Source organism: Virgibacillus sp. Bac332 (assembly GCF_003667785.1).
Taxonomy (GTDB): Bacteria; Bacillota; Bacilli; order Bacillales; family Amphibacillaceae; genus Virgibacillus; species Virgibacillus salarius.
In genome coordinates, this window is the sequence record NZ_CP033046.1 from 915719 (window position 1) to 938244 (window position 22526).

A 22526-nucleotide genomic window follows, 5' to 3' on the forward strand; every position below is an offset into this window, starting at 1 on the left:
AAGAAAAATTCTACATAATAGCTAAACAATTAAGGACACAACCTTTGTATACGAGCAAGTTATCTTCATTTTTATATAATGGAAAAGGGATAGGATAGGATCTAACTAAAACAGTCCATTCTAAAGATGCACAATAGCAAATATTCGTAGATTGTTGAAAAAAGAAGATCGCTTTTCCTGCGTGCGATGTACTGCTGTCGAAGTCTTCCTTATCCTGCGAGAGTACAAGATAAAAGGCTTCGAGCAGACATCATAGTACGACATTTCAACAGCAAGAGGAGGGACACCAGCCGAACGCGGAAGCACGTATATTTCTGGAGCGAATTAGTTGAACGAACGATCATTTTTAGTTGTTTCATTTTTTTCTTCGATTAGAACGCTTTTGCCCCCGCATATCTAGTACTTTTTCATTAGAATGCTGCTGTCCAGCCTGCATCTGCAGTAATGACCGTACCATTTATAAAGCTTGAATCTTCAGATGCTAAGAATAGAGCCACATTGGCAATTTCTTCAGGTTGTCCAGCACGTGGCATAACTGCCTGACCAGCTTTTGTACGACTTGCTCCAAGCTCGTTTACGTTTTTCATGGATGCACCGATATTGGTTGCAACACCACCTGGAGCAATTGCATTACATCGAATACCTTTATCTGCATACATATAGCCAGTGTTCTTCGTAAAACCAATTACAGCGTGTTTGGAAGCAGTATATGTTGCACCAGCATGCGCCCCATTTAAACCGCCAGTTGACGCAGTATTAACAATAACGCCTTTTCCTTTTTCCAGAAAGATCGGTAGGGCTTTTCTTGTAGCACGCATTACCGCAGTTGTATTAATGGCAAAGATTCGCTCCCAATTCTCATCTTCGATTTCGCCTGCGGGCTCAAAGCCATCCATAATTCCTGCATTATTGACTAGAATATCTAGCGTCCCAAATTCTTGAACAGTTATATCAATTAATTGGTCGATTTCTTCACGTTCTGCTACGTTTGTCTTCATTGCTCTTGCTGTACCACCAGCTGATTCGATGGCAGAAGCTACCGCATCTGCACCTTCTAAATTAATATCCGAAACGATTACTTTAGCACCCTCTTTGGCATAGAGCTCAGCAATAGCTTTTCCCATACCTGAAGCAGCACCAGTAACAATTGCTACTTTGCCTGATAATTTCATTCATAATCTCTCCTTTATCTACATATAAAAAGGTCTTCCAACTAATGACAATATCATGTGACTGTATACTAGAAGCATAATGTACTATACTTAAGGTAGCAATATTCAAATAACCGCTAACATGTTGATTAATCAACATTAAACACCCTTGATGTTGAACATAACAAAATAATAAACAGATTGGTGGTAGATTGTATATGAAAGTAGATCGGCGGATTCATAAGTCAAAAACTGCATTAAAATCTGCGTTGCTTACACTTATGAAAGAAAAGGAATTACGACAAATCACCATCACGGATATTGTCAAAACAGCGGATTTAAATCGGGGAACATTTTATAAGCACTACCAAATACAAGAGGATCTACTCCATGAGCTAGTCGACGATGTCATATCTGATTTAACTAAATCTTACCGCGATCCATATGCTAATAAGGAAATATTTAGTCTCCATGACCTGACCCCTGCTAGTATTAAAATATTTGAACATGTGGCACGTTTTGCTGATTTCTATCAAACCATTATTTATCACGAACATGTATTACCAGGTTTTCAAAATAAATTATGTGATATTTTGAAAAAATTGCCAATGAACGACCTTGCACAGCTGCAAAAAGAGGACAGGGGAGACAATTCAATTGAAAAAGACTTACAGATAAGTTATCAAGCTTATGCGTTATTTGGAATGATTATGGAATGGGTAAAAGGTGGATTCAAATATTCCACTGACTACATGGCTGACCAATTAATTAAAATGCTGTCAAACAGACCTATTTCTATGCAATATCTTACACCTAAAGTAATGGAAGCATCGGAAACAACTTCATAAGTTAAAAAGAACGTCTCATAAGGTAGCTTATCGATACTAACTGGAATACACTACTCTTCCTTGGCAATGATTCAGCTTGCGCATGAGAGAAAATTCACTGCCAGATTCGTGAAGTCGCCTCGTTACGGGGCGCTGGAGCTGGGCGTGGCTCAACACGCCATTTTTATCCACATGGGCTAATATAATACTTTCTTAGCTTTTTAACCTTATGAGACAGTTCTAACATTACGCTAGAATTGATGCTGTATCGCCATAAATATGCATTCCTTTGATTTGCTACGATTCATACAGATAATTTCTTCTAAGGTTTTCCCTTCGAACAGCATCATTTATCCTTACGTTAAATAATCATTTTCTAACAAGTAATTAATAACCTGCTGCGTCGCTTCTTCAATCGATTGTTTCTCTGTATCAATTGTTAGTTCAGGAGCAATTGGTTCCTCATAAGGTGCATCGACACCAGTAAAACCCGCTATTGCACCAGCACGTGCTTTTTTATATAATCCCTTGGGATCACGTTCTTCACACGCTTCTAAACTACATTTTACATATACCTCAATAAATTCTTTATCTGGTAGCAGCGCTCTTACAAGATTGCGGTCTTCTCGATATGGAGAGATAAAGGCAGTCAATGTAAGAACACCCGCATCGATAAATAGCTTCGATACTTCGCCAATTCGTCGGATATTTTCCGCTCGATCCTCCGGTGTAAACCCAAGATTCTTGTTCAATCCATGCCTAATATTATCACCATCTAGCCGATACGTGTAAATACCTAGTTGATAGAGCTTCTTTTCCAGCTCCACGGTAATCGTTGATTTCCCGGAGCCAGATAGCCCCGTAAACCAAAGTACTGCACTTTTATGTTTGTTTCGTTTCTGCCTAGCTTCTTTTGATACAATCGAGTCATGCCAAGCAATATGCTTCGACTTAGTCACATTTTTCCCTCCTAAAACCACCAGAAGTATACAATCATTACCGTAATAATCATTACCAAGATACTTAATGGTGTCCCTATTTTCACATAGTCTTTGACTGTATAGCCACCAGGACCATAGACAATTAGATTCGTTTGATACCCAATCGGCGTAATAAAGCTAGAAGACGCCGCGATCGTCATTGTAACTGCAAAGCCCATTGGCTCTAAATCTAGGTTAGCTGCCATTTCGAAGACAATCGGGATCATCAAAATAGCCGCTGCGCTGTTTGTAATGATTTCCGTGAATAGATTTGTTGCTATATAGATAAGTAATAGTAAGCTAAATAAGCCAAGTGGCTCTCCTACACTCAATATTTTATCAGCAATCCAAGGTGCTAAGCCTGATTTCATCATCGCCATGCCAATACCAAATGAACAGGCAATTAGCAATAGCACATCAAAGTAAATATATTTCTTTACCTCTTCCATTGTGATCACCTTCATTGCTAACATGATTACAACTACGATGGCCATCGCCTTAAACATGCTCAATATACCGATTGTAACCAATAGAATCATCGCTAAAAAGAGAATGATTGTTATCCAGCCTTTAAAAGGATTTCGCTGAAATGTATTCGGTCGATCTAATGGGGTTACTACATAAAAGTCTTCCGATTGCTGATACTTTTCCATAAAATCGGCTCCTGCTAGTAATAGTAAGCTATCACCTGGCTTTAACAAAATATCACCAATTTTGGATTTTATTCGTTCGCTATCTCGGTGAACTGCAATAACTCCAGCATCGTATAAGGATCGAAACTTAGATTGCTTCACCGATTTGGAAAGCAAGGAGGACTGATGCGATACAACAGCTTCTACAATTGTTGAGCTGCCATTCTTTAAATCATCAAAATCAACTTGCTTTCCCATTCTTAACGATAACCCTTTCGTTGTTTGCACCTCAGCTAATGCCGTGATTATACCGGTAAAAATGAGACGATCACCAGCTTGAATAATGGTTGTAGCGCGGACAGGTGATACGCGCTCCTTACCACGGATAATTTCGATTAAATAAAGTCCCTTTAACTCTCTTAATCCAGCTTCTTTCACACTACGATTTACCGCTGAAAACGAATCCTCAACAACCATTTCAGCAATATATTCTCGGGAATCCTCTTTTACCTGCTGTTGAAAACCTTTATTTTCCGGTAACAGGCGTCTGCCTATGACAATCAAATAAAGGAGACCAACAATGGTAATCGGAACGCCAATAATTGCTAACTGAAAGACTGAAAATCCATCATAGCCGTAATCAATTAGCATACCATGTACGACAAGGTTGGTGGACGTCCCCATTAACGTAATGGTTCCACCTAAAATGGTCGCATAGGAAAGGGGGATTAAGAATTTTGATGGTGCAATTTGATGCTCCTCACACCAATTTTTAATTAATGGCGTAAACGTAACAACAATTGGTGTATTATTTAAAAATGCAGAAAGTGTAGACGTTGGTATCAGTACTCGGACCATTGAGCCGATTAAACTATTACTTTTATTTAGCCAGTTCTTCATAATGTCTTCGATAATACCGCTTTTTTGAATGGCACCAGCTATAATAAATAACAGAGCAATGGTTAGCATTCCTTCATTAGAAAAACCAATAAGCGCGTCCTCTGGTGTTACAATACCTATTAATAAAAAGATGGTTAATGCGGTAAACACAATGATGACTGGATGCGCAATATCCATGATAAGTCCACCGATCATGAAACAAATTACGATAGAAACAATGATCATCTCGCTCGACATGAGGAACCTTCCCTTTACTTAACGTTGTCTGAAGCCTTCCCTTAACACTTTTGCTACTTCTGGGCGTGAAAATTCTTTTGGCAAATCTTCTCCATTACGTAGCTTCTCACGTACTTTCGTGCCACTTAAATGAACGTGGTAGGATTTATCATGTGGACATGTTTTTTCTGTTCCCATGTTTTCACATGCTGTGCAATAAAATGCATGTTCAAATGCAAATATTTGAATTCCTAGCTCTGCCTCGTATTGGGAAATTAACTCCTGCGCTTCGTAAGTACCATAATAATCACCAACACCTGCATGGTCCCGCCCAACAATAAAATGCGTACAGCCATAGTTTTTTCGAACAATAGCATGTAAGATAGCCTCTCTTGGACCAGCATAGCGCATCGCTGCAGGATAGATTACTAGTCTCGTTCGGTCTTTCGGATAATATTTATCTAAGATGACTTCATAGCTTTTCATTCGTATATCAGCTGAGATATCATCTGATTTTGTTTCTCCTACTAAAGGATTAAGCAATAGCCCATCAACAGATTCTAATGCACATTTCTGAATATACTCGTGTGCGCGGTGCACTGGGTTCCTTGTTTGAAATCCTACAATTGTTTTCCATCCTAATGCTGCGAATAATTTCCTTGTTTCTCTTGGATCTAGCTGATAATTAGCGAATTGATTATTTGCTTTCTTTTGAAGTAGATGAATAGGACCAGCTAGATATATATCACCTTTTTCATACACTTTTTTAACACCTGGATGTGATGGGTCAGTTGTGCCATACACAAGCTTTGCTTCTTTTTCCTTTTCATAGTGATACTTCTCGGTAAGATTTAAGACACCATATACCTCATCATCCTCGCCAATCAGTGCGATTTGATCACCGATTTCCAATGCCTCTGCTTGTGCTTTTTCTACATCTAGTGTGATGGGGATACTCCAAATCGTGCCATCCTCCAACCGCATTTCTTCTACAACTCTTGTATAATTTGTCTTCCCCATAAATCCAGTAAGAGGGCTAAAGCCTCCATTCGCAATCAATTCCAAATCGGAGAGATGCCACGTATTTACTGTTACTGTTTTTACGTTCGCTATTTTTTGCAAATAGGCACCCCGTTCTTCCTTAGCGACTTGCCTTTGGATTAATTTACCTCCATGAGGTATACTTCCTATCTGTTCCGTTGTTGATATCACTTAAGCTCCCTCCTATTCGCTTTCATGGCATAACGCTTCATTGAACAACCTGTTGTTCGTAATAATGATTCATTTCTACGACCATTCTTCCCATCTTCGGTTTCGTCGGATAAAAAACATCCTGAATCTGATTCTTTCTTAATTCCTGTGCAGTTACTTTTCCTACTGCAGCAGCTAGGGCATGTTTATTAAAGGCGGCTATTACCTGTTTTCTATGCTCATGTGAAAGGGAGTGGAAAAGATTCTGAACCTGTGTTTTGCTTGTAAAAATAACAGCATCTAAGGATTGATGAATAATTTCATCCCTTAATTCCTGTAATACCTCAGCATCTGGTTGCTTATAATAATATGGTTTCGCCAAATAGACAGCATATCCTAAGTGCTCTAATGCTGCTTGTAACTGTAAATCATCTTGGTTATATGCCTGTAAATAAACACGCTGTCCTTGCCGATTAGGTTGATTAGCAAGCGTCTGTATAAGATCCTCCATGGTGCCATCTTTCGATACAAATGTCGGAGAAATAGCGTGTTCTTTTAACCAATGACGTGTCTTACTGCCTCGAATTGCTAACGTCGTTTGTCCTAGCTTCTGAATAAAATCGGAAAAGCAATGGAGCTTTCGTGCAACTCTTTCTAAGCTCGCTGCCCCAATTCCTGTAGTTAAGATGATGAAGTCAAATGATCCTGACAATAATGTTGAAATATTCGCTTCACCTGTTTGATCATCAAATACTTGTTCTCCTTGAATAGAGAATACGGAGGGTATGCCTCCATTTTTTTTAACTAATGTAGCTATCTCTTCCACTTTACGTGTAGCAGCAATACCTACCTGCTTATTATTTAATCCATTCACTTGCATCGATCCTTCCCGTTATTGCTCTTAACGACTGTAATGCCTGAAGTTGTTTATCTTTACACAGAAATTCCTTAGATACGAGCGATTGTAATAGTTTTTTCTGCTGCTGCTTATCCACGGTGGATTGTTTCAATAGCTGTCTGCTTTGATATAGAAAATCTACATAGCCTTCATAGTCCTTGTTATAGATGCGTTCAAGTTCTTTCTTAATCTTGGATGATAGTGCTGGACTTGCTTCATTGGTTGAAATACTAATGGACAATCTTCCTTGCTTCAGATATGCAGGAAAATGAACATGACTCGCTTTTGCATCTGAAGCATTATTTACAAGGCACTCGGCTGGTGCTGACATAGATACGAATTGATTCACCAATTGATCGTCTGTAGCGGCAACAACAAGTACAGCCTGCTGGATATCCGTTGCCTCGAATGTCTTTTGTTTCCATGTAAGAAAGCCCGCTTCCCAAGCCGTTCGAATTGCCTTATTAATCATAGGACTAATTACTGTAATGTAAGCACCACTGTCTATGATTGTGTTTATACGTCGTTCTGCTATCGTGCCACCACCAACAATAACTACTTGCTTTTCATTTAATTCAAGCATTAATGGAATTCGCCCCATTGCATTCAACATCCTTTTTATAAAATTGCTTTACACGATTGCCTCTATAACGCGATCCTTTAATGCTTCCTGCATTGCCGGATGCTTTCCTAAATGATGACAAAGGATGATTTCCCTCTTGCTTCCCCCAATTTCTGTAATCCTTTGCTGAATATGTCGCATCAAAAATCCGGTAAACCAAATATAAGGGACGATAACAATTTGCGAGTTTTCCTCCGTAACAGCTGCCCGCAACTTTCCCTCAAAAGCAGGGGTACATGCAGCTAGATAGCATGCTTCCACATGAGCTACCCCCGTTATTTTTTTTAGTCGATTTGCGATGGTTTCGATATCGATTACTGTTTGTGGATTACTACTGCCTCTGCCTACTAACAGCACCTTCATATCTGACTTAATAGTTACCACTGCTTGATTCATTCGCTCAGCCAATATCTGCGTTAATCGATCCTGTACACCAAGTGGTTGACCATAGGTAAATGAAATAGCTGGATATAATGCCTTTTGCTGCTCAATAACCTGCGGAATATCGTGATAATAATGACCTGCTTGTAATAATAGCACCGGTACAATTGCGATGCGGGTTGCCCCTTGAGTTACCAAATTAGCAATTCCCTGCTTCATATCAGGAGTGGCCAATTCGAGAAAGCAGATTTCCTGCAAGGGAATATCCACCTGTTCTTTCACCGTTTCAAGAAACGATATGGCTTCTGCCGTAGCATCAGCGTATCTACTGCCATGACTTACATAAAGAACAGCTTGCATGTAGCTTCCTCCCTTTGTTACCCAATGACAGCAATTGGCGATTCGGATGCTTCATAAGCCAGCCCTTCAAACCACTTTATTTGTTCACGTAGCCGAACGACCTCACCAATAATAATCATCGAGGGGTTTTTTAGATGTTTAGCTTTCGTTGCTATCGTGTGCAACGTACCTGTTATCGTTTGTTGCGCTTGTGTTGTCCCATAATGTATAACGGCAATCGGCGTCGTTGCATCCCTGCCATATTTAATTAGATAATGGCATATGTCTGGAAGGTTTTTTACACCCATATAAATACATAAGGTTTCAGCGCCCTTAGCAAGGTGCTCCCAATATGCTTCACCTGTATCTCCCTTTCGAGTTACTCCCGACACAAAAGCAACAGATGAGCTAATCTGTCGATGGGTTAACGGGATTCCGGCATAGGCTGGCGCAGCTGATCCAGAAGTAATTCCTGGTACAATTTCAAATGGAATCTGGTGTTTTCCTAGAGTGAGCGCTTCCTCACCCCCTCTTCCAAAGATAAAAGGGTCACCGCCTTTTAATCGCGTAACAACCTTCCCTTGCCTTGCATATTGCCAAAGTAATTGATTTATTTGCTCCTGCTTTAATGCGTGGTGATCTGGACGCTTCCCACAATAAATCAGTTCTGCTTGTTTAGGTGCATAGTCCTCTAATAATTGTTCATTCACTAAACGATCATATAAAATAACATCCGACTGACCGATGATCTTTGCACCTTTTACCGTAATCAAATCGGGGTCACCTGGACCTGCTCCAACCAAATATACCTTTCCCATTTCCTACCCCCGCCTCTTCTATTAATCTGGTTTAAACCTGCACTACCTATGAAAATCAAGTCCGGAATGTACAGCTTCCACATAATTCGCTCGAATAACGTAGTCTCCAAAATGCTCCCCATCGAGCCGTTCCCTTGCATACTGATTGAGAATAGGACGAAGTGTATCTAAAATCTCCTGCTCGCCTATATTTTCTCGATAGAGCTTACTTAATCGTTCCCCGGTAAAACTTCCACCAAGGTACATATTGTACTTACCTGGCGCCTTACCAATGAACGCAATTTCTGCTAGAGCTGGTCGCGAGCATCCATTGGGACAGCCTGACATGCGTATAACCATTTCTTCTTCACGTAGTCCTGCTTCATCAAGAATCCCTTCTATCTTTTCAATTAATGAAGGAAGGTACCTTTCTGATTCCGCCATTGCCAAAGCGCAAGTTGGTAACGCAACACAAGCCATCGAATTACGGCGTAACCCGCTAAATTGCCCACCATCTGTTAGTTTGTACGTTTTGATAAGTTGATCGATCTGTTCTTTCTTTTGTTTCGTAACATTTGCAATGACTAGATTTTGATTAGGTGTTAAACGAAAATCACCCGTATGCACCTTTGCGATTTCCCTCAGTCCTGTCCTTAATGGATAATCCTCTGTATCCTTTACACGGCCATTTTGAATAAATAATGTGAAGTGCCATTTGCCGTTTCCCTCCACCCAGCCATAGCTATCCCCATTATTTTCAAACTGATAATTTCTCGTTTCCTCCAATTCCCAGCCTAATCGTTCATGTAACGTTTGCTTTAGCCAATCAATACCTCTTGCATCGATCGTGTATTTAAATCTTGCATTCTTACGGTTGGATCGATTTCCATAGTCACGTTGAATTGTAACAATTTCCTCTGCTACAGCAATTACTTGATCTGGTGTACAGAAGCCAATCACCCGCCCTAATTGCGGATACGTATCGGTATTTCCGTGCGTCATTCCCATACCGCCACCAACAGAAACATTAAACCCCACCAGTTTACCTGCCTCTTGAATAGCAATAAAGCCAAGGTCTTGAGAGAATACATCAATATCATTTGATGGTGGTACAGCAATGCCAATCTTGAATTTTCTTGGCAAATACGTTGTTCCATAGATTGGTTCTATTTCCGTTTCATCTCGCGAATCAACTACTTTTTCTTTATCTAGCCAAATCTCATGATATGCTCCGGTTCTTGGTGAGAGGTGGTCACTAATTTTTTGTGCCCACGTTTGAACCTCTGCATGGACCGCCGATTGATATGAATTGGTATTGCACATTACATTTCGATTTACATCACCACATGCTGCTAAAGTATCCATAAGTGTATGGTTAATCTCTTTTATCGTATTTTTCAAATTCCATTTCAAGATGCCATGTAATTGAAATGCTTGCCTTGTGGTTAGACGAATCGTTCCATTTGCATAATTGTCAGCAAGTTCATCCATCACCAGCCATTGCTTAGGGCTGGCAATTCCTCCTGGAACACGCACTCGCAGCATAAATTGATAGGCAGGCTCTAATTTTTGACGTCTCCGTTCATCCCGTAGATCACGATCATCCTGTTGATAACTCCCGTGAAACTTCAGCACTTTATTATCATCATCCGAAATAGCTCCTGTTATTGGGTCTGCAAGTCCTTCCGTTATTGTACCTCGTAGAAATTTACTTTCTTTTTTAATTCGCTCCATATCATCCAATGTGGTCTCATGTAGTGAGTCCTTTCCCTTTGCCATTCGTTAAACTCCCTCCATTCCTTAATCTTCACGTGTAATAGCACCAAGCATGGATCCTAAATAACATGCCTATTTAACCAACAAGAGCCATTAATACACATCTCGCTGGTAGCGTTTCTCCTGACGCATTTGCTGCAAATACGATTCAGCCTCCTCCGCAGTCATGTCTCCCTCCTGCCTTAAAATCGTAAGTATTGTTTGCTGGACGTCTTTTGCCATATGCTTTTCGTCTCCACACACGTAAACAGCAGCGCCTGCTTTTAACCATTCATAAAAATCCTTACTTTTTTCAAGCATCTTGTGTTGTACATATACTTTTTGATCGGTATCCCGTGAGAATGCCACATCCATTCTCGATAGCACACCAGATTTTAACCACTTTTGCCAATCCACTTGATAAAGGAAATCACAGGAGAAATGCTGTTCTCCAAAGAAGAGCCATGTTTGTTGCTCCGCTTCGGTTTCCTCTAGTTCCTCCAGATAAGAGCGAAATGGTGCAACCCCGGTACCAGGACCAATCATAATCACCCTCGTTTCCGGGTCATCAGGAAATTGAAAATTAGCGTTTTGATGGATATACACTGGCAATTTCTCACCGACTTCCACTCGTGTGGCTACTTGACTGGAGCAGACGCCCTCACGTTCACGCCCATGAGCAAAATAATTTACCGTACCAACAGTTAGATGAACTTCATCAGGGTTGGCTTCATAGCTGCTGGCAATGGAATAAAGACGAGCAGGTAGCTTCCGTAATATGCTGACAAAATCCTCAGCCAGCAGCTTCTTAGGCGGAAAATCGGTTACTAAATCTAAAACATCCCTTCCCTCAAGATACGACTTTAAATTTTCCTTATTGCTTGCTGTTAATAGATCGGTTAATGCTTCATTAGCAAATAATGTAGCTGCCTTTTCTACTAGTGGCTTCGTTAAAACCGTAATCTCAAAATGGGAAAGTAAAGCTTCTCGTAATGACCTAATTTCCCCCTGTTTATTCACAGATACAGTTTGTTCTGCATCCCAATTCATCGCCTTCATAAGTTGATCGACTAATACGGGGTCATTTTTCGGAAATATCCCTAAGCTATCTCCTGGTTTGAAGGTAAAGCCAGACCCATCAATGGACAATTCTAGATGGCGGGTTTGCTTATTGGAACCGCGACCACTTAAATTAATATTCTCCACAACCTCGGCCATAAATGGATTTGTTCTTGAAAAACCAGGTTGTTCGGAAACGAACGTGCCTGCCGTTTGTTGACCTGCTAGAACGGTATTGTCAACAACTTCAGATGACTGCTTTAAAACCCCGAGTACTCCCGTCATCCACTCAGACGCTTGCTCATCAAAATCCAAATCACAATCTACTCGGTCATATAGCCTCTCTCCACCTAATTCTTCTAGGCGTTTATCAAAGTCTTTTCCTGTTTGACAGAAAAATTCATACGACTCATCACCGAGCGCTAGCACTGCGAAACGCAAATGATCCAATTTAGGTGCTTTTCTGCTGTGAAGAAATTCATAGAAAGAGATCGCATTATCCGGTGGATCACCTTCTCCATGGGTTGCCGTTATAATTAATACATCCTCTGTCTTCTTTAATTTCTTTGGCTTAAAGTCATCAAGCGCGGAGCAAGTTACCAAAAAATTCGCTGCGTCTAGCTTTTCAGCCATCGATTCTGCTAATGAGCGGGCAGTCCCTGTCTCCGATCCATATAATACGGTTACTTCTCTCGGATCTGTGCCAGCATTCGTTGCTTGACTGACGGCTTGGGGGTCTGGATTACCAGATTGGACTTCTTTTGATATAAAAGCTGAAAGGTAACCACTTAGCCAAACCTTTTGATGATCCGTTAAAGTAGGTAACAGGAGATTTAATTGTTCTATTTGTTCGTGATTAAAAGGGCTATTTGTTACATTCAACGACAACACGTTCCACCTCACTATTAAGTTCTTTTTTATACCTATACAATCAAATACTTAGTATACCAATTAATTTACTAGGAATTAAACGAAATAAAAAAGATGAATACTCAGATCATCACGATTCGCTTTTATTAACCGTGGTATGCAAGCCACATTCCGTTTTCGTTTGCCCCGTCCATCTACCTGCACGTAAATCATCAGAGTCGGCTACTTGGGAGGTACAAGGAATACACCCAATACTTGGATAATTTCTATCATGCAGTTCATTATAGGGCAATTGTTGTTTTTGAATATAATTCCATACATCGTCCCAAGTCCAATAAATTAACGGACATATTTTAATGCTTTTAAATCGTTCATCCCTATTCACAAAGTCTGTTTTACTACGACTTGGTGACTGCTCTCTACGAAGTCCAGATATCCAAGCAGGTACCTTATCTAGTTCTTCTTCAAGAGGCTTGATCTTACGAATGAAACAACATTGATCTGGCTGTCGCTTCCACAAGGCCGAGCCATGCTTTGCTGCCTGTTCTTCCACTGTCAAATCAGGCTGCTTTAAGCGAATCCGCAAATCAGGGTACCTTTTTTTCACTTCATCGATGAGATCATACGTTTCTTGAAAATGTAACCCTGTGTCTAGAAAGACAATCTCTGCATCAGATTTCTCCTTTGCTATTAAATCAATTAGCACCATACCTTCTGCGCCAAAGCTACATGCATAAACGATGGAATCCCCATATTGCTCATATGCCCAACTTAAAATGGTAGAGGCTCCTTTCGTTTCATCCTCAGGGAGAAAATCTTTAAAAGGATCAACAGTAAAATCTTGATATGACAGCATATGACTTGTCACGCATTATCCCTCCTACGTTATTCTTAAAAATAAAGGCGTAAGGTCTAGGCAAACAAATGTACTGGAAATAGGCAGTGAGGTAAACATAAACATGCTATGAAAAACTCTTCCTATCCATGTGATAAGAAGAGTAATTTGTACGGTATCTTGCACTCTTCTTATCTATCAGACCATTGTCTGTAGGAATTGGCACAGTGTTAGAATAACCTGCTGCCGAAGCTTCAAAGGGCCTTTTCCCTCCACCTCTCTTGATAAGAATTAAAATCTATGACTGTATTGTTTGATATATTAAATGGTTTTCCAGAAAAAGTCAATGCCTTTTTCCAAAACATGAGAATAGTTTGATATTCATGTTATATACAAAAAACAAGCCAGATGTGACAATAAATTTTTTTAGATCATGAAAAGAATCACCTAAATGTGAACGTACTATTCTCCCAAAAGCATGTGTATTCTAATATGCTTATGATAATGCTTTTAACCCGGTAACTCCAATAATAATCGCAATCAAACTAGCAATTCGATACTTATTCGTAGATTCACCAAAGAAAATCATGTTCATCAATACCGCACCGGCCGTTCCAATGCCAATAAACACAGAATATGCCACACTTACAAGTAAATACGAGAAGGATGCATATAAAAAGATGAATGAACCACCTAATCCACCAATATAAAGCAGTCCATTTCGTATAGTCTTCTGTTGACTATAGAGACGTAAACCTAAGACACCTAACATTTCAAATACAGATGCACTCGCAATAAATAACCAACCCATTAGGATTGAACCCCCTTTGTCGCTTCAGACTGTTCCGGTTGATCAGAAAGTTTTAAGCCAATAACCCCTAGAACTAGAATCAACATAAAGAACATTTTTCCTACATTTAAACTTCCACCAAACAAGTAAATATCCATGATGGCTGTACCTACTGTTCCCGCAGCAGCAAATATCGCATATACGGTACCTGTTGGTAGATTTTCACAAGCTTTAGACAGGAAATGGAGATCTAAAAGGATAGCTCCTATGATTAGGACCCAATGCCACCAAGCGTTAGCGGTATTAAATCCATAGATCCAGATCAATTCAAAAACACTCGTTAATACAACATATATCCATGATTTATTCATTTCTGTATTTCATCCTTTATCACATGACTGACTTTCAGTCATTATATTTTTAGAAAACCTGAGCAAAATTCGCTCAGTCCTTATCACTACATGCTCAGATTTACGCTCCCTCTAGTAGCTATTATGGAATAATAGCTACTGCTTGACCACCACTCCGGCTGCCCACTTCCCTTTCCGTGGGGTTTGTCCTTCAGCTAACTTTTTTAGCAAAACCCGCTCAAAAAAAGTGGATCTTCAGGTCAAACATTTCCCACAGGAGTTGAAGTGGCCGGCCTTCGCTATTATCAGGCTCTACAACGCTAGCATGAAGTAACACAGCTGCTTTTATACTCACAGATAGCGATTTTCACTTTACCCATTGTAAAAAAAGTCAACCTATTACTTATGACAAGAATTGTTGCACCTTCTCATAGCGGAGACTAATTACGTAGACTCCTGCGGGATTAGCGCGAGCCGAAAATCCACTTTGCAACGTGTTCTTCTTTGCAAAGTTAGTTGAGGCCGTGCCCACGGAAAGCGAAGTAATTAGTCGGAGCATTGCCAATATACATCTAACATTTCAAAATAACTACTTGGCTTAACGCAGTCATTGCACTGATTTTATACTTTCTTATCTTTTAATAAAAAACTTGGATTACACCAAGTCCAATTACTTACATAATGCATGTAATGCAAATTCTAAGACTTCTCGTTGTTTTTGTTTAGCAGACTCCTCGTCTTGTTGGTCATACAGATAGGATTGTTCAGCGGCCGATTCAATTAGGCCAATTAGTAATTTAGCTGTTCCGTTAATATCAATCGAATCTCGTAATTTACTAGCAGCCTTTGGTTGCTCAAGAAATTCTTGCATCCAGGCATAATAAGGCTCATAGATTTTTTCCCACTCACTCAAATAGTCACTTGAGGCTAATCCAGCAAAAATCAGCGCAAATATTTCCCGATATTCCTTTGTCAGGTCAAATATAATGGAGACGACTTGACCTAATTGATCCGTAAATGCCGTTTCTCGATTTACTTTTCGCTCCATTTCTTCTACGATTCGTTCTACCATCACTTCAGCAATTGAAGGCATAACTGCAAGTTTCGAGGGAAAATATAAATAAAAGGTTCCTTGTGCGATGCCTGCGCCTTTTACAATGTCGGAAACCTTTGTTTTTTCTATCCCTTTTTCACGAAACACATGAATAGCAGACTTCGTAATTTTTTCCTTTTTATTATCCATATCACCGCCCCTTTCATAGTATTCATTTCTCTTGACTGACTTTCAGTCATTTTATAGGATAAATTCCTTCCTGTCAAGCATCTCTCTTGTTTCTTCAAAAACTTGACGGAAGGAATCGTTTTACTATCCTATTTCGTCCAACCTAAATCCTCATTTTTCCATTGTAGCATTCCGCCTCGTATATTAATTACTTCAAAGCCTTCATTTAATAATATACTTGCGGCTATCGCAGAACGCTTTCCAGAGGCACAGTGAACAGCTATCGGCTTACTTGTGGACAGCTCTTTGACTCGCTCCTTTACATGTGGCAGCGAAGCATGTATTGCTTCTGGAATGCGTGCTTCCTCCCATTCATCTTGATAACGCACATCCAAAATTTGCACTTCATTCTTTTGAAACCTTCGTTCAATCTCTGTTGGTGATTGATTTTGGTACGAACGTAGACTGGATGCCGTTTGAATTAACGATGTAGAGAAAAACCCCCTAAGCTTATCCATACCAATGCTTATAACGATTTCTCTTAATTCATCAAAGCGATATGGCTCAGCTATGAAATAGATGTTGGACTCATAATCAACGAGCTTACCTATCCAATCAGCAAATAACCCGGGATATGGAAGGTTTATTGTTCCTGGAAGACTAGCATTAGCATAATCGATAGCATTTCGAGTATCAATGACTATATTTTTCTTGTCTTTTGCTAATTCTGCGATACAGTCTCCCTGTAATTGAAATTCTACACCGGCAGGCACATTGGCTAACGGTGTCATTCCCCTTTTGTTTATTGCTTTCATCTTGGCAAAATAAGCGGGTGGTTCTGGTTGGCCATGAAGCAAAAAGTCCACAAAGGGCTGCTCCTCTGTAAACTGAAATGCCGGATTATACATTCGCTCGTATCCTACTGTACTAGTAGGTATGGAGCCAAGACCTTTACCACATGCACTTCCAGCTCCATGACCTGGCCAAATCTGTATATAATCAGCATATTGTTTGAACCTTTGTAGCGACTTAAACAGCTGCCGAGCTCCTTTATCAGCAGAGTCTTTCACACCTAACGCCTTTTCAAGAAGATCTGGGCGACCTACATTTCCTACAAAAACAAAGTCACCCGTAAATATCCCCATTGGCAAATTGGCTGTCGCCTTATCTGTTAGCTCATATGCCATGTGTTCTGGTGTATGACCAGGAGTATGTATTGCTTTGAGTTGGACATTACCGATGGTTATAATGTCTTGGTCTCGTAATCCTTGAACGGTTAAACAATCATCCCAATCATACCCTCCATTGTTCGGTCCTTCCGTCGAATAAAAAATCGTCGCTCCCGTACGCCGAGATAGTTCTGTGACACCAGATACAAAATCAGCATGAATATGTGTCTCCACCGCTGCGGAAATATGAAACCCCTGCTCATTAGCAAGATGGATATATGCATCGATATTCCTTGCTGGATCAATAATGGCAGCTTCTCCAGTTGACTGGCAGGCTACCATATAAGAAGCTTGCGCTAAGGAAGAATCATAAAAGTATTTTAAATACATCTATCTAATAACCTCCTTCTATTCCATACATTTCTAACAAACGAACTATTAGGAGATTCCCCGACTAAGGAGAGCCGGGGAACTTTTTCTACTTCATTTCTTTCTGACAATAATACCAATCAACGCAATCATAGTCCTGATCATTCATTCGTTCATTTGCTTCCTGCTTTGTTTGTGGTGGTTTGACAAGGGCCTTGTCACCTGATTGCCAATTAGCTGGAGTCGATACACCATATTCATCCGTTGTTCGCAATGCTTCTACAAGGCGAACAATCTCATTCATATTCCGTCCAGTTGTAAGTGGATAATAAATGAGTGCGCGAATCGTCTGCTTCTCATCTATGACAAAAACAGCTCGTGAAGTTTCTGTGCCCGTAGATTCTGGCATAATCATACCGTACTTCGTCGCTACTTTTTGATCTAGATCAGCAATGATAGGAAATTCTATGGTCGTCTGAAAGTTCGCTTCTATATTCCGCAGCCAGGCAATATGCGAACTAACACTATCAACACTTAAACCAATCAATTCCGTATCCAGTGCACGTAATTGTTGATATACCTCCTGAAAGGCAACAAATTCAGACGTACAAACTGGTGTGAAATCAGATGGATGGGAAAACAATACAACCCATTTCCCTTGATAGTCACGAAGGGAGATATCTCCCTGTGTCGTTTTAGCCTGAAAATCAGGTGCCTGCTCCCCAATTCGTGGTAATCCATTTACTTCCACGTGGTGTTCCTGTTGTTCCATGTTTGAATCCCCTTTCTTTTTACTTCTAGTTCTGCTAGTCTTTACCTTTATATTACGTGGACTAAACATGCATGTTAAAAAAATCTGAATTGTCATGGAATGTTAACAATTTAGCGTGCTTGTAAATAATTGTTTAGTGAGAGAAAAAGCAACGAAACTACGATCGAATAGTTAGCGGGAATTCGCTAGGCGGTTCGATCGTTCGTCCGGGATAACAGACAACTAACCCTTGAGTACTTGACAGACGCCGATGTGTGATACGTACCATTCTATGGCTAGAAACCCGGGCACTGCCAAGATTAAAAAAACTGAGCAAAATTCGTTCAGTCCTTATCACTACATGCTCAGATTTACGCTTCCTCTAGTAGCTATTATGGAATAATAGCTACTGCTTGACCACCACTCCGGCTGCCCACTTCCCTTTCCGTGGGGTTTGTCCTTCAGCTAACTTTTTTAGCAAAACCCGCTCAAAAAAAGTGGATCTTCAGGTCAAACATTTCCCACAGGAGTTGAAGTGGCCGGCCTTCGCTATTATCAGGCTCTACAACGCTAGCATGAAGTAACACAGCTGCTTTTATACTCACAGATAGCGATTTTCACTTTACCCATTGTAAAAAAAGTCAACCTATTACTTATGACAAGAATTGTTGCACCTTCTCATAGCGGAGACTAATTACGTAGACTCCTGCGGGATTAGCGCGAGCCGAAAATCCACTTTGCAACGTGTTCTTCTTTGCAAAGTTAGTTGAAGCCGTGCCCGCCGAAAGCGAAGTAATTCGTCGGAGCATTGCCAATATACATCAACCATTTCAAAATAACTACTTGGCTTAACGCAGTCATTGCACTGATTTTATACTTTCTTAACTTATTAAAAAAGCTAGTAGAGGTGCAGAGCGCTCCTCTACTAGCCTAGACTAGTGAAGTAATCTTAGCAGTATTGACGTTTTCTAGTAAAAACTATTTTATTAGCGCATTTGTACACGATGCAAGTGAGCAAAAATACCATCTCGCTTAAGTAAATCTTCATGACTCCCCTCTTCTTCAATGCCCTCCTTTGTTACCACCATTATCCGATCTGCATTTTTGATTGTAGCAAGACGATGGGCAATCACGAGCGTTGTACGATTCTTGGAAAGCTCTGTTAGAGCCTTTTGAATAATTGTTTCGGTCTCGGTATCGAGCGCTGAGGTTGCTTCGTCTAAAATAAGAATTGGTGGATTCTTTAAGAACATACGCGCAATAGCAATCCGTTGCTTTTGTCCCCCCGACAGCTTCAATCCACGCTCACCAACCTGCGTTTCATATCCATCTGGAAGCTCCTTAATAAATTCTTCCATATGAGCACGACGTGCGGCTAGCTCAATTTCCTCATCCGTCGCATCTAATTTTCCATAAGCTATATTCTCACGCAACGTACCAGTAAACAGAAATACATCCTGTTGTACAATACCTATTTGCTGGCGAAGTGATTCTTTCGTCATATCGCGAATATCCATGCCATCAATTGTCACGCTCCCGCCGTCCACATCATAAAAACGTGGAATTAGCGAGCAAATGGTTGTCTTACCTGCTCCCGATGGTCCGACAAAGGCAATCGTCTCTCCTGCATTAATTCCAAAGCTAAGCTTATCTAATACAGGTTTTTGTGTTTTTTCGTAAGCAAACGTAACATGTTCAAATGAGATATTTCCCTTTAGATGTTCTACTACTGTTGCATCGTCTTTATTTTGCACATCTGGTTCAATTTCTAATAGATCAACAAATCGTTTAAATCCTGCCATTCCTTTAGGGTATAACTCCAGCAGAGCAGTTATTTTTTGAATCGGTGTAAATAATACATTTACAAATAATACAAAGCTTACCAATTCACCAATAAGTAGCTCCTCCTGATAAGTGAGCCATGCCCCTACTACTAATACAACCAGCGTTATTAGGCGCATAAGCATATAGATATTTGAATGTACAATTGCCATTACTTTATAAGCACCAACTTTTGCTTTACGGAAGCTATAATTGTCCTTAGTAAAGCGATCCATCTCATGTGTTTCATTCGTGAATGACTGGACAACCCGAACTCCAGACACTGCGTCCTCCACTCTTGCGTTAACACCGGCAATATCCTCATACATTTTCTTCCAAGCTTTATTCATTTTTATATTGCTATAAGCAATAAGGAAAATTAAAATAGGCACGGCGAAAAGAATAACAATTGCTAGTTTAACATTAATCGTAAACATAATAATGAATGCTCCGATAAACGTCATAATGGATATAAAGAAATCCTCTGGACCATGGTGAGCAAGCTCACCAATATCAAACAAATCATTGGTGATACGACTCATGATATGACCTGTTTTCGTATTATCAAAGAAACGAAACGATTGTCGTTGAACATGATGAAACAACTCTTGACGCATATCTGTCTCAATATTTATTCCTAATTTATGTCCTAAATACGTTACGACATATTGTAAAGCAGTACTGATCAGATAAACCAATAACAATAAAATACTTACCAGCACAATGATATCCCAATCATTTTCAGGTAGTAATTTATCAATAAAGCTTTGCACAGCAACTGGGAAGGCAAGCTCCAGAATAGCAACAATTACTGCAGAGGTAAAATCTATGATAAATAAACGCTTATGTGGCTTATAATAGGAGAAAAAACGGCGTATCATTTCCAAGTACACTTCCTTTCTGCATTCTAAAAGAAATTATAAGGCTAATGATGGGGCTTGGCAAGATAGCCAACCTAAGATTTTAAAAAGCTTGGCAAGGTTGTCTACCTCTCTGCATATATATAAAGGGAAGCTTCCATCGGTTGCGTTCTCCTACATGCCTCACTGGTGGTTAGCCTAGTTCTATTGACCCTAAGACTTCTGCTATGCTTCGATCCATCGATAGTGCAAAGCAAGTTGGTTTATATATCCACAAAAATATGTTTTTCTGTTCACACCGTTTGGACATTTGCAGATAGTGAAACGTCTAGTTACACTATGCGATTTCTGCGAAAACTTATGGTGGATCCCTACTGCCTATTCATGCAGGTTTAAACGAACAACAAAAAAGGGAGGTATTTTGTGAAAGGTACATTGAAGTTGCCATTATATCAATGGGTATGCTATTCGATTGGTTTTGTATTTATAACTTCTGGGATGATGAAGTTAATCGTGCATGATTTCAAAGGGATATTTACACAGTTAGGAATACCCTTTCCAGAAACAACACTTTTCCTAATTGCTCTCGTTGAAATTGTTTGTGGAATACTTATTGCTGGTAAAATGTATGTAAAAATCGCTGTCCCTCCATTGATTCTTATCATGTTTGGAGCAATCTATCTAACCAAATTACCAATACTATTAAATCAAAATCTACTTGCTTTCTTATTCGAAGCACGTCTTGATATTGTCATGTTCATTTTATTGCTAACAATTTGGGATAGAAATAAGTAAACTCCAATCCGTGGGGGTTTTGTTTATCCCCATGGATGATTAGACCAGTCGGACATTTACTGGCAGTCGATTCCACACTTACTAATTTTGGTTTCACGTTATTGCTCGAGGTGGGGGCTTACTGCCAGTTCATGTTCAACTGTTGATAAATAGTGTATAACTTGGCAGTTTCCTGTTGAAAAACGGTGATTACCCACAAAGTTATCCACATATGCACAAATGTTCGCAGTTATTTTGTGATCAAATTGTTTATCTATACCATATATTGATTTTTGTCCATTTTTTTATCAACAAAATGTGCATAACTCTTATTTTCTGTGGATATTTAAATTTATTCGATATTATAAAGCTTTCTTCTCCTTATAAAATACAGCTTCCTTTTCGAAAGTATGTTGGCTAACAACCCAAAAAACTGAGCAATATTCGCTCAGTCCTTATCACTACATGCTCAGATTTACGCTCCCTCTAGTAGCTATTATGGAATAATAGCTATTGCTTGACCACCACTCCGGCTGCCCACTTCCCTTTCCGTGGGGTTTGTCCTTCAGCTAACTTTTTTAGCAAAACCCGCTCAAAAAAGTGGATCTTCAGGTCAAACATTTCCCACAGGAGTTGAAGTAGCCGGCCTTCGCTATTATCAGGCTCTACAACGCTAGCATGAAGTAACACAGCTGCTTTTATACTCACGGATAACGATTTTCACTTTACCCATTGTAAAAAAAGTCAACCTATTACTTATGACAAGAATTGTTGCACCTTCTCATAGCGGAGACTAATTACGTAGACTCTTGCGGGATTAGCGCGAGCCGAAAATCCACTTTGCAACGTGTTCTTCTTTGCAAAGTTAGTTGAGGCCGTGCCCACGGAAAGCGAAGTAATTAGTCGGAGCATTGCCAATAGACATCAAACATTTCAAAATAACTACTTGGCTTAACGCAGTCATTGC

At 39.9% G+C, this 22526-nt stretch carries 20 protein-coding genes and 1 riboswitch; of the genes, 2 read left to right on the forward strand and 18 right to left on the reverse strand.

Going from position 1 to position 22526, the window contains the following annotated elements; translation table 11 throughout:
- Positions 1 to 410: 410 nt before the first annotated feature.
- The gene (locus tag D9782_RS04295; protein WP_026683041.1) at positions 411 to 1172 is read right to left on the reverse strand and encodes an SDR family oxidoreductase; all 762 of its coding nucleotides are present in this window, start codon (positions 1170 to 1172) and stop codon (positions 411 to 413) included.
- A gap of 197 nt (positions 1173 to 1369) precedes the next feature.
- Between D9782_RS04295 and D9782_RS04300 the strand changes: the two genes are divergently transcribed.
- Positions 1370 to 1999, forward strand: a complete 630-nt coding sequence (locus D9782_RS04300; RefSeq protein ID WP_121604185.1) for a TetR/AcrR family transcriptional regulator — start codon at positions 1370 to 1372, stop codon at positions 1997 to 1999.
- A 335-nt stretch (positions 2000 to 2334) separates the two neighbouring features.
- Here D9782_RS04300 and cysC read toward each other — a convergent pair whose 3' ends face one another.
- The 16 genes from cysC to D9782_RS04380 form a co-directional block, all read right to left on the reverse strand.
- Positions 2335 to 2937 (reverse strand): adenylyl-sulfate kinase, encoded by a 603-nt coding sequence (cysC, locus tag D9782_RS04305; RefSeq protein ID WP_121604186.1) that lies wholly within the window; start codon positions 2935 to 2937, stop codon positions 2335 to 2337.
- 11 nt (positions 2938 to 2948) lie between these two features.
- Positions 2949 to 4727 carry an SLC13 family permease gene (locus tag D9782_RS04310; protein ID WP_121604187.1) on the reverse strand — a complete coding sequence of 593 codons (1779 nt, stop codon included), beginning with the start codon at positions 4725 to 4727 and terminating at the stop codon, positions 2949 to 2951.
- Between the two features lie 18 nt (positions 4728 to 4745).
- The gene (gene sat / locus D9782_RS04315; protein WP_371414007.1) at positions 4746 to 5915 is read right to left on the reverse strand and encodes a sulfate adenylyltransferase; all 1170 of its coding nucleotides are present in this window, start codon (positions 5913 to 5915) and stop codon (positions 4746 to 4748) included.
- Between the two features lie 40 nt (positions 5916 to 5955).
- Positions 5956 to 6771: a uroporphyrinogen-III synthase gene (locus D9782_RS04320; RefSeq protein ID WP_121605821.1), complete on the reverse strand. Its 816-nt coding sequence runs from the start codon at positions 6769 to 6771 to the stop codon at positions 5956 to 5958.
- The gene (locus D9782_RS04325; RefSeq protein WP_121604189.1) at positions 6755 to 7396 is read right to left on the reverse strand and encodes an NAD(P)-binding protein; all 642 of its coding nucleotides are present in this window, start codon (positions 7394 to 7396) and stop codon (positions 6755 to 6757) included. The genes D9782_RS04320 and D9782_RS04325 overlap by 17 nt, the downstream gene beginning before the upstream one ends.
- A gap of 30 nt (positions 7397 to 7426) precedes the next feature.
- The gene (locus D9782_RS04330) at positions 7427 to 8158 is read right to left on the reverse strand and encodes a sirohydrochlorin chelatase (RefSeq protein ID WP_121604190.1); all 732 of its coding nucleotides are present in this window, start codon (positions 8156 to 8158) and stop codon (positions 7427 to 7429) included.
- A gap of 17 nt (positions 8159 to 8175) precedes the next feature.
- Complete coding sequence (cobA, locus tag D9782_RS04335; RefSeq protein WP_026683034.1) at positions 8176 to 8955, reverse strand: uroporphyrinogen-III C-methyltransferase; 780 nt, start codon at positions 8953 to 8955, stop codon at positions 8176 to 8178.
- A 42-nt stretch (positions 8956 to 8997) separates the two neighbouring features.
- Positions 8998 to 10713, reverse strand: a complete 1716-nt coding sequence (gene cysI / locus D9782_RS04340; RefSeq protein WP_026683033.1) for an assimilatory sulfite reductase (NADPH) hemoprotein subunit — start codon at positions 10711 to 10713, stop codon at positions 8998 to 9000.
- A 90-nt stretch (positions 10714 to 10803) separates the two neighbouring features.
- A complete protein-coding gene (locus tag D9782_RS04345) occupies positions 10804 to 12636 on the reverse strand; it encodes an assimilatory sulfite reductase (NADPH) flavoprotein subunit (protein WP_121604191.1) in 1833 nt (610 codons plus the stop codon).
- Positions 12637 to 12748: 112 nt separating this feature from the next.
- Complete coding sequence (locus D9782_RS04350) at positions 12749 to 13474, reverse strand: phosphoadenylyl-sulfate reductase (RefSeq protein ID WP_034679895.1); 726 nt, start codon at positions 13472 to 13474, stop codon at positions 12749 to 12751.
- 167 nt (positions 13475 to 13641) lie between these two features.
- Positions 13642 to 13744: riboswitch (SAM riboswitch) on the reverse strand.
- A gap of 205 nt (positions 13745 to 13949) precedes the next feature.
- Positions 13950 to 14264 (reverse strand): DMT family transporter, encoded by a 315-nt coding sequence (locus D9782_RS04355; RefSeq protein ID WP_026683030.1) that lies wholly within the window; start codon positions 14262 to 14264, stop codon positions 13950 to 13952.
- Entirely contained in the window at positions 14264 to 14614 is a 351-nt protein-coding gene (locus D9782_RS04360; RefSeq protein ID WP_026683029.1) for a DMT family transporter, read from the reverse strand. The genes D9782_RS04355 and D9782_RS04360 overlap by 1 nt, the downstream gene beginning before the upstream one ends.
- Positions 14615 to 15263: 649 nt before the next feature.
- Positions 15264 to 15836, reverse strand: a complete 573-nt coding sequence (locus D9782_RS04365) for a TetR/AcrR family transcriptional regulator (RefSeq protein WP_026683028.1) — start codon at positions 15834 to 15836, stop codon at positions 15264 to 15266.
- A gap of 128 nt (positions 15837 to 15964) precedes the next feature.
- A complete protein-coding gene (locus D9782_RS04370) occupies positions 15965 to 17374 on the reverse strand; it encodes an MBL fold metallo-hydrolase (RefSeq protein ID WP_026683027.1) in 1410 nt (469 codons plus the stop codon).
- A gap of 88 nt (positions 17375 to 17462) precedes the next feature.
- Entirely contained in the window at positions 17463 to 18125 is a 663-nt protein-coding gene (locus tag D9782_RS04375) for a peroxiredoxin (RefSeq protein WP_121604192.1), read from the reverse strand.
- Positions 18126 to 19090: 965 nt separating this feature from the next.
- Positions 19091 to 20806 (reverse strand): ABC transporter ATP-binding protein, encoded by a 1716-nt coding sequence (locus D9782_RS04380; protein WP_121604193.1) that lies wholly within the window; start codon positions 20804 to 20806, stop codon positions 19091 to 19093.
- A 402-nt stretch (positions 20807 to 21208) separates the two neighbouring features.
- Between D9782_RS04380 and D9782_RS04385 the strand changes: the two genes are divergently transcribed.
- Positions 21209 to 21580 carry a DoxX family protein gene (locus D9782_RS04385; protein WP_240455807.1) on the forward strand — a complete coding sequence of 124 codons (372 nt, stop codon included), beginning with the start codon at positions 21209 to 21211 and terminating at the stop codon, positions 21578 to 21580.
- 489 nt (positions 21581 to 22069) lie between these two features.
- Here D9782_RS04385 and D9782_RS04390 read toward each other — a convergent pair whose 3' ends face one another.
- A complete protein-coding gene (locus tag D9782_RS04390; RefSeq protein WP_121604194.1) occupies positions 22070 to 22267 on the reverse strand; it encodes a hypothetical protein in 198 nt (65 codons plus the stop codon).
- Between the last annotated feature and the right edge of the window lie 259 nt (positions 22268 to 22526).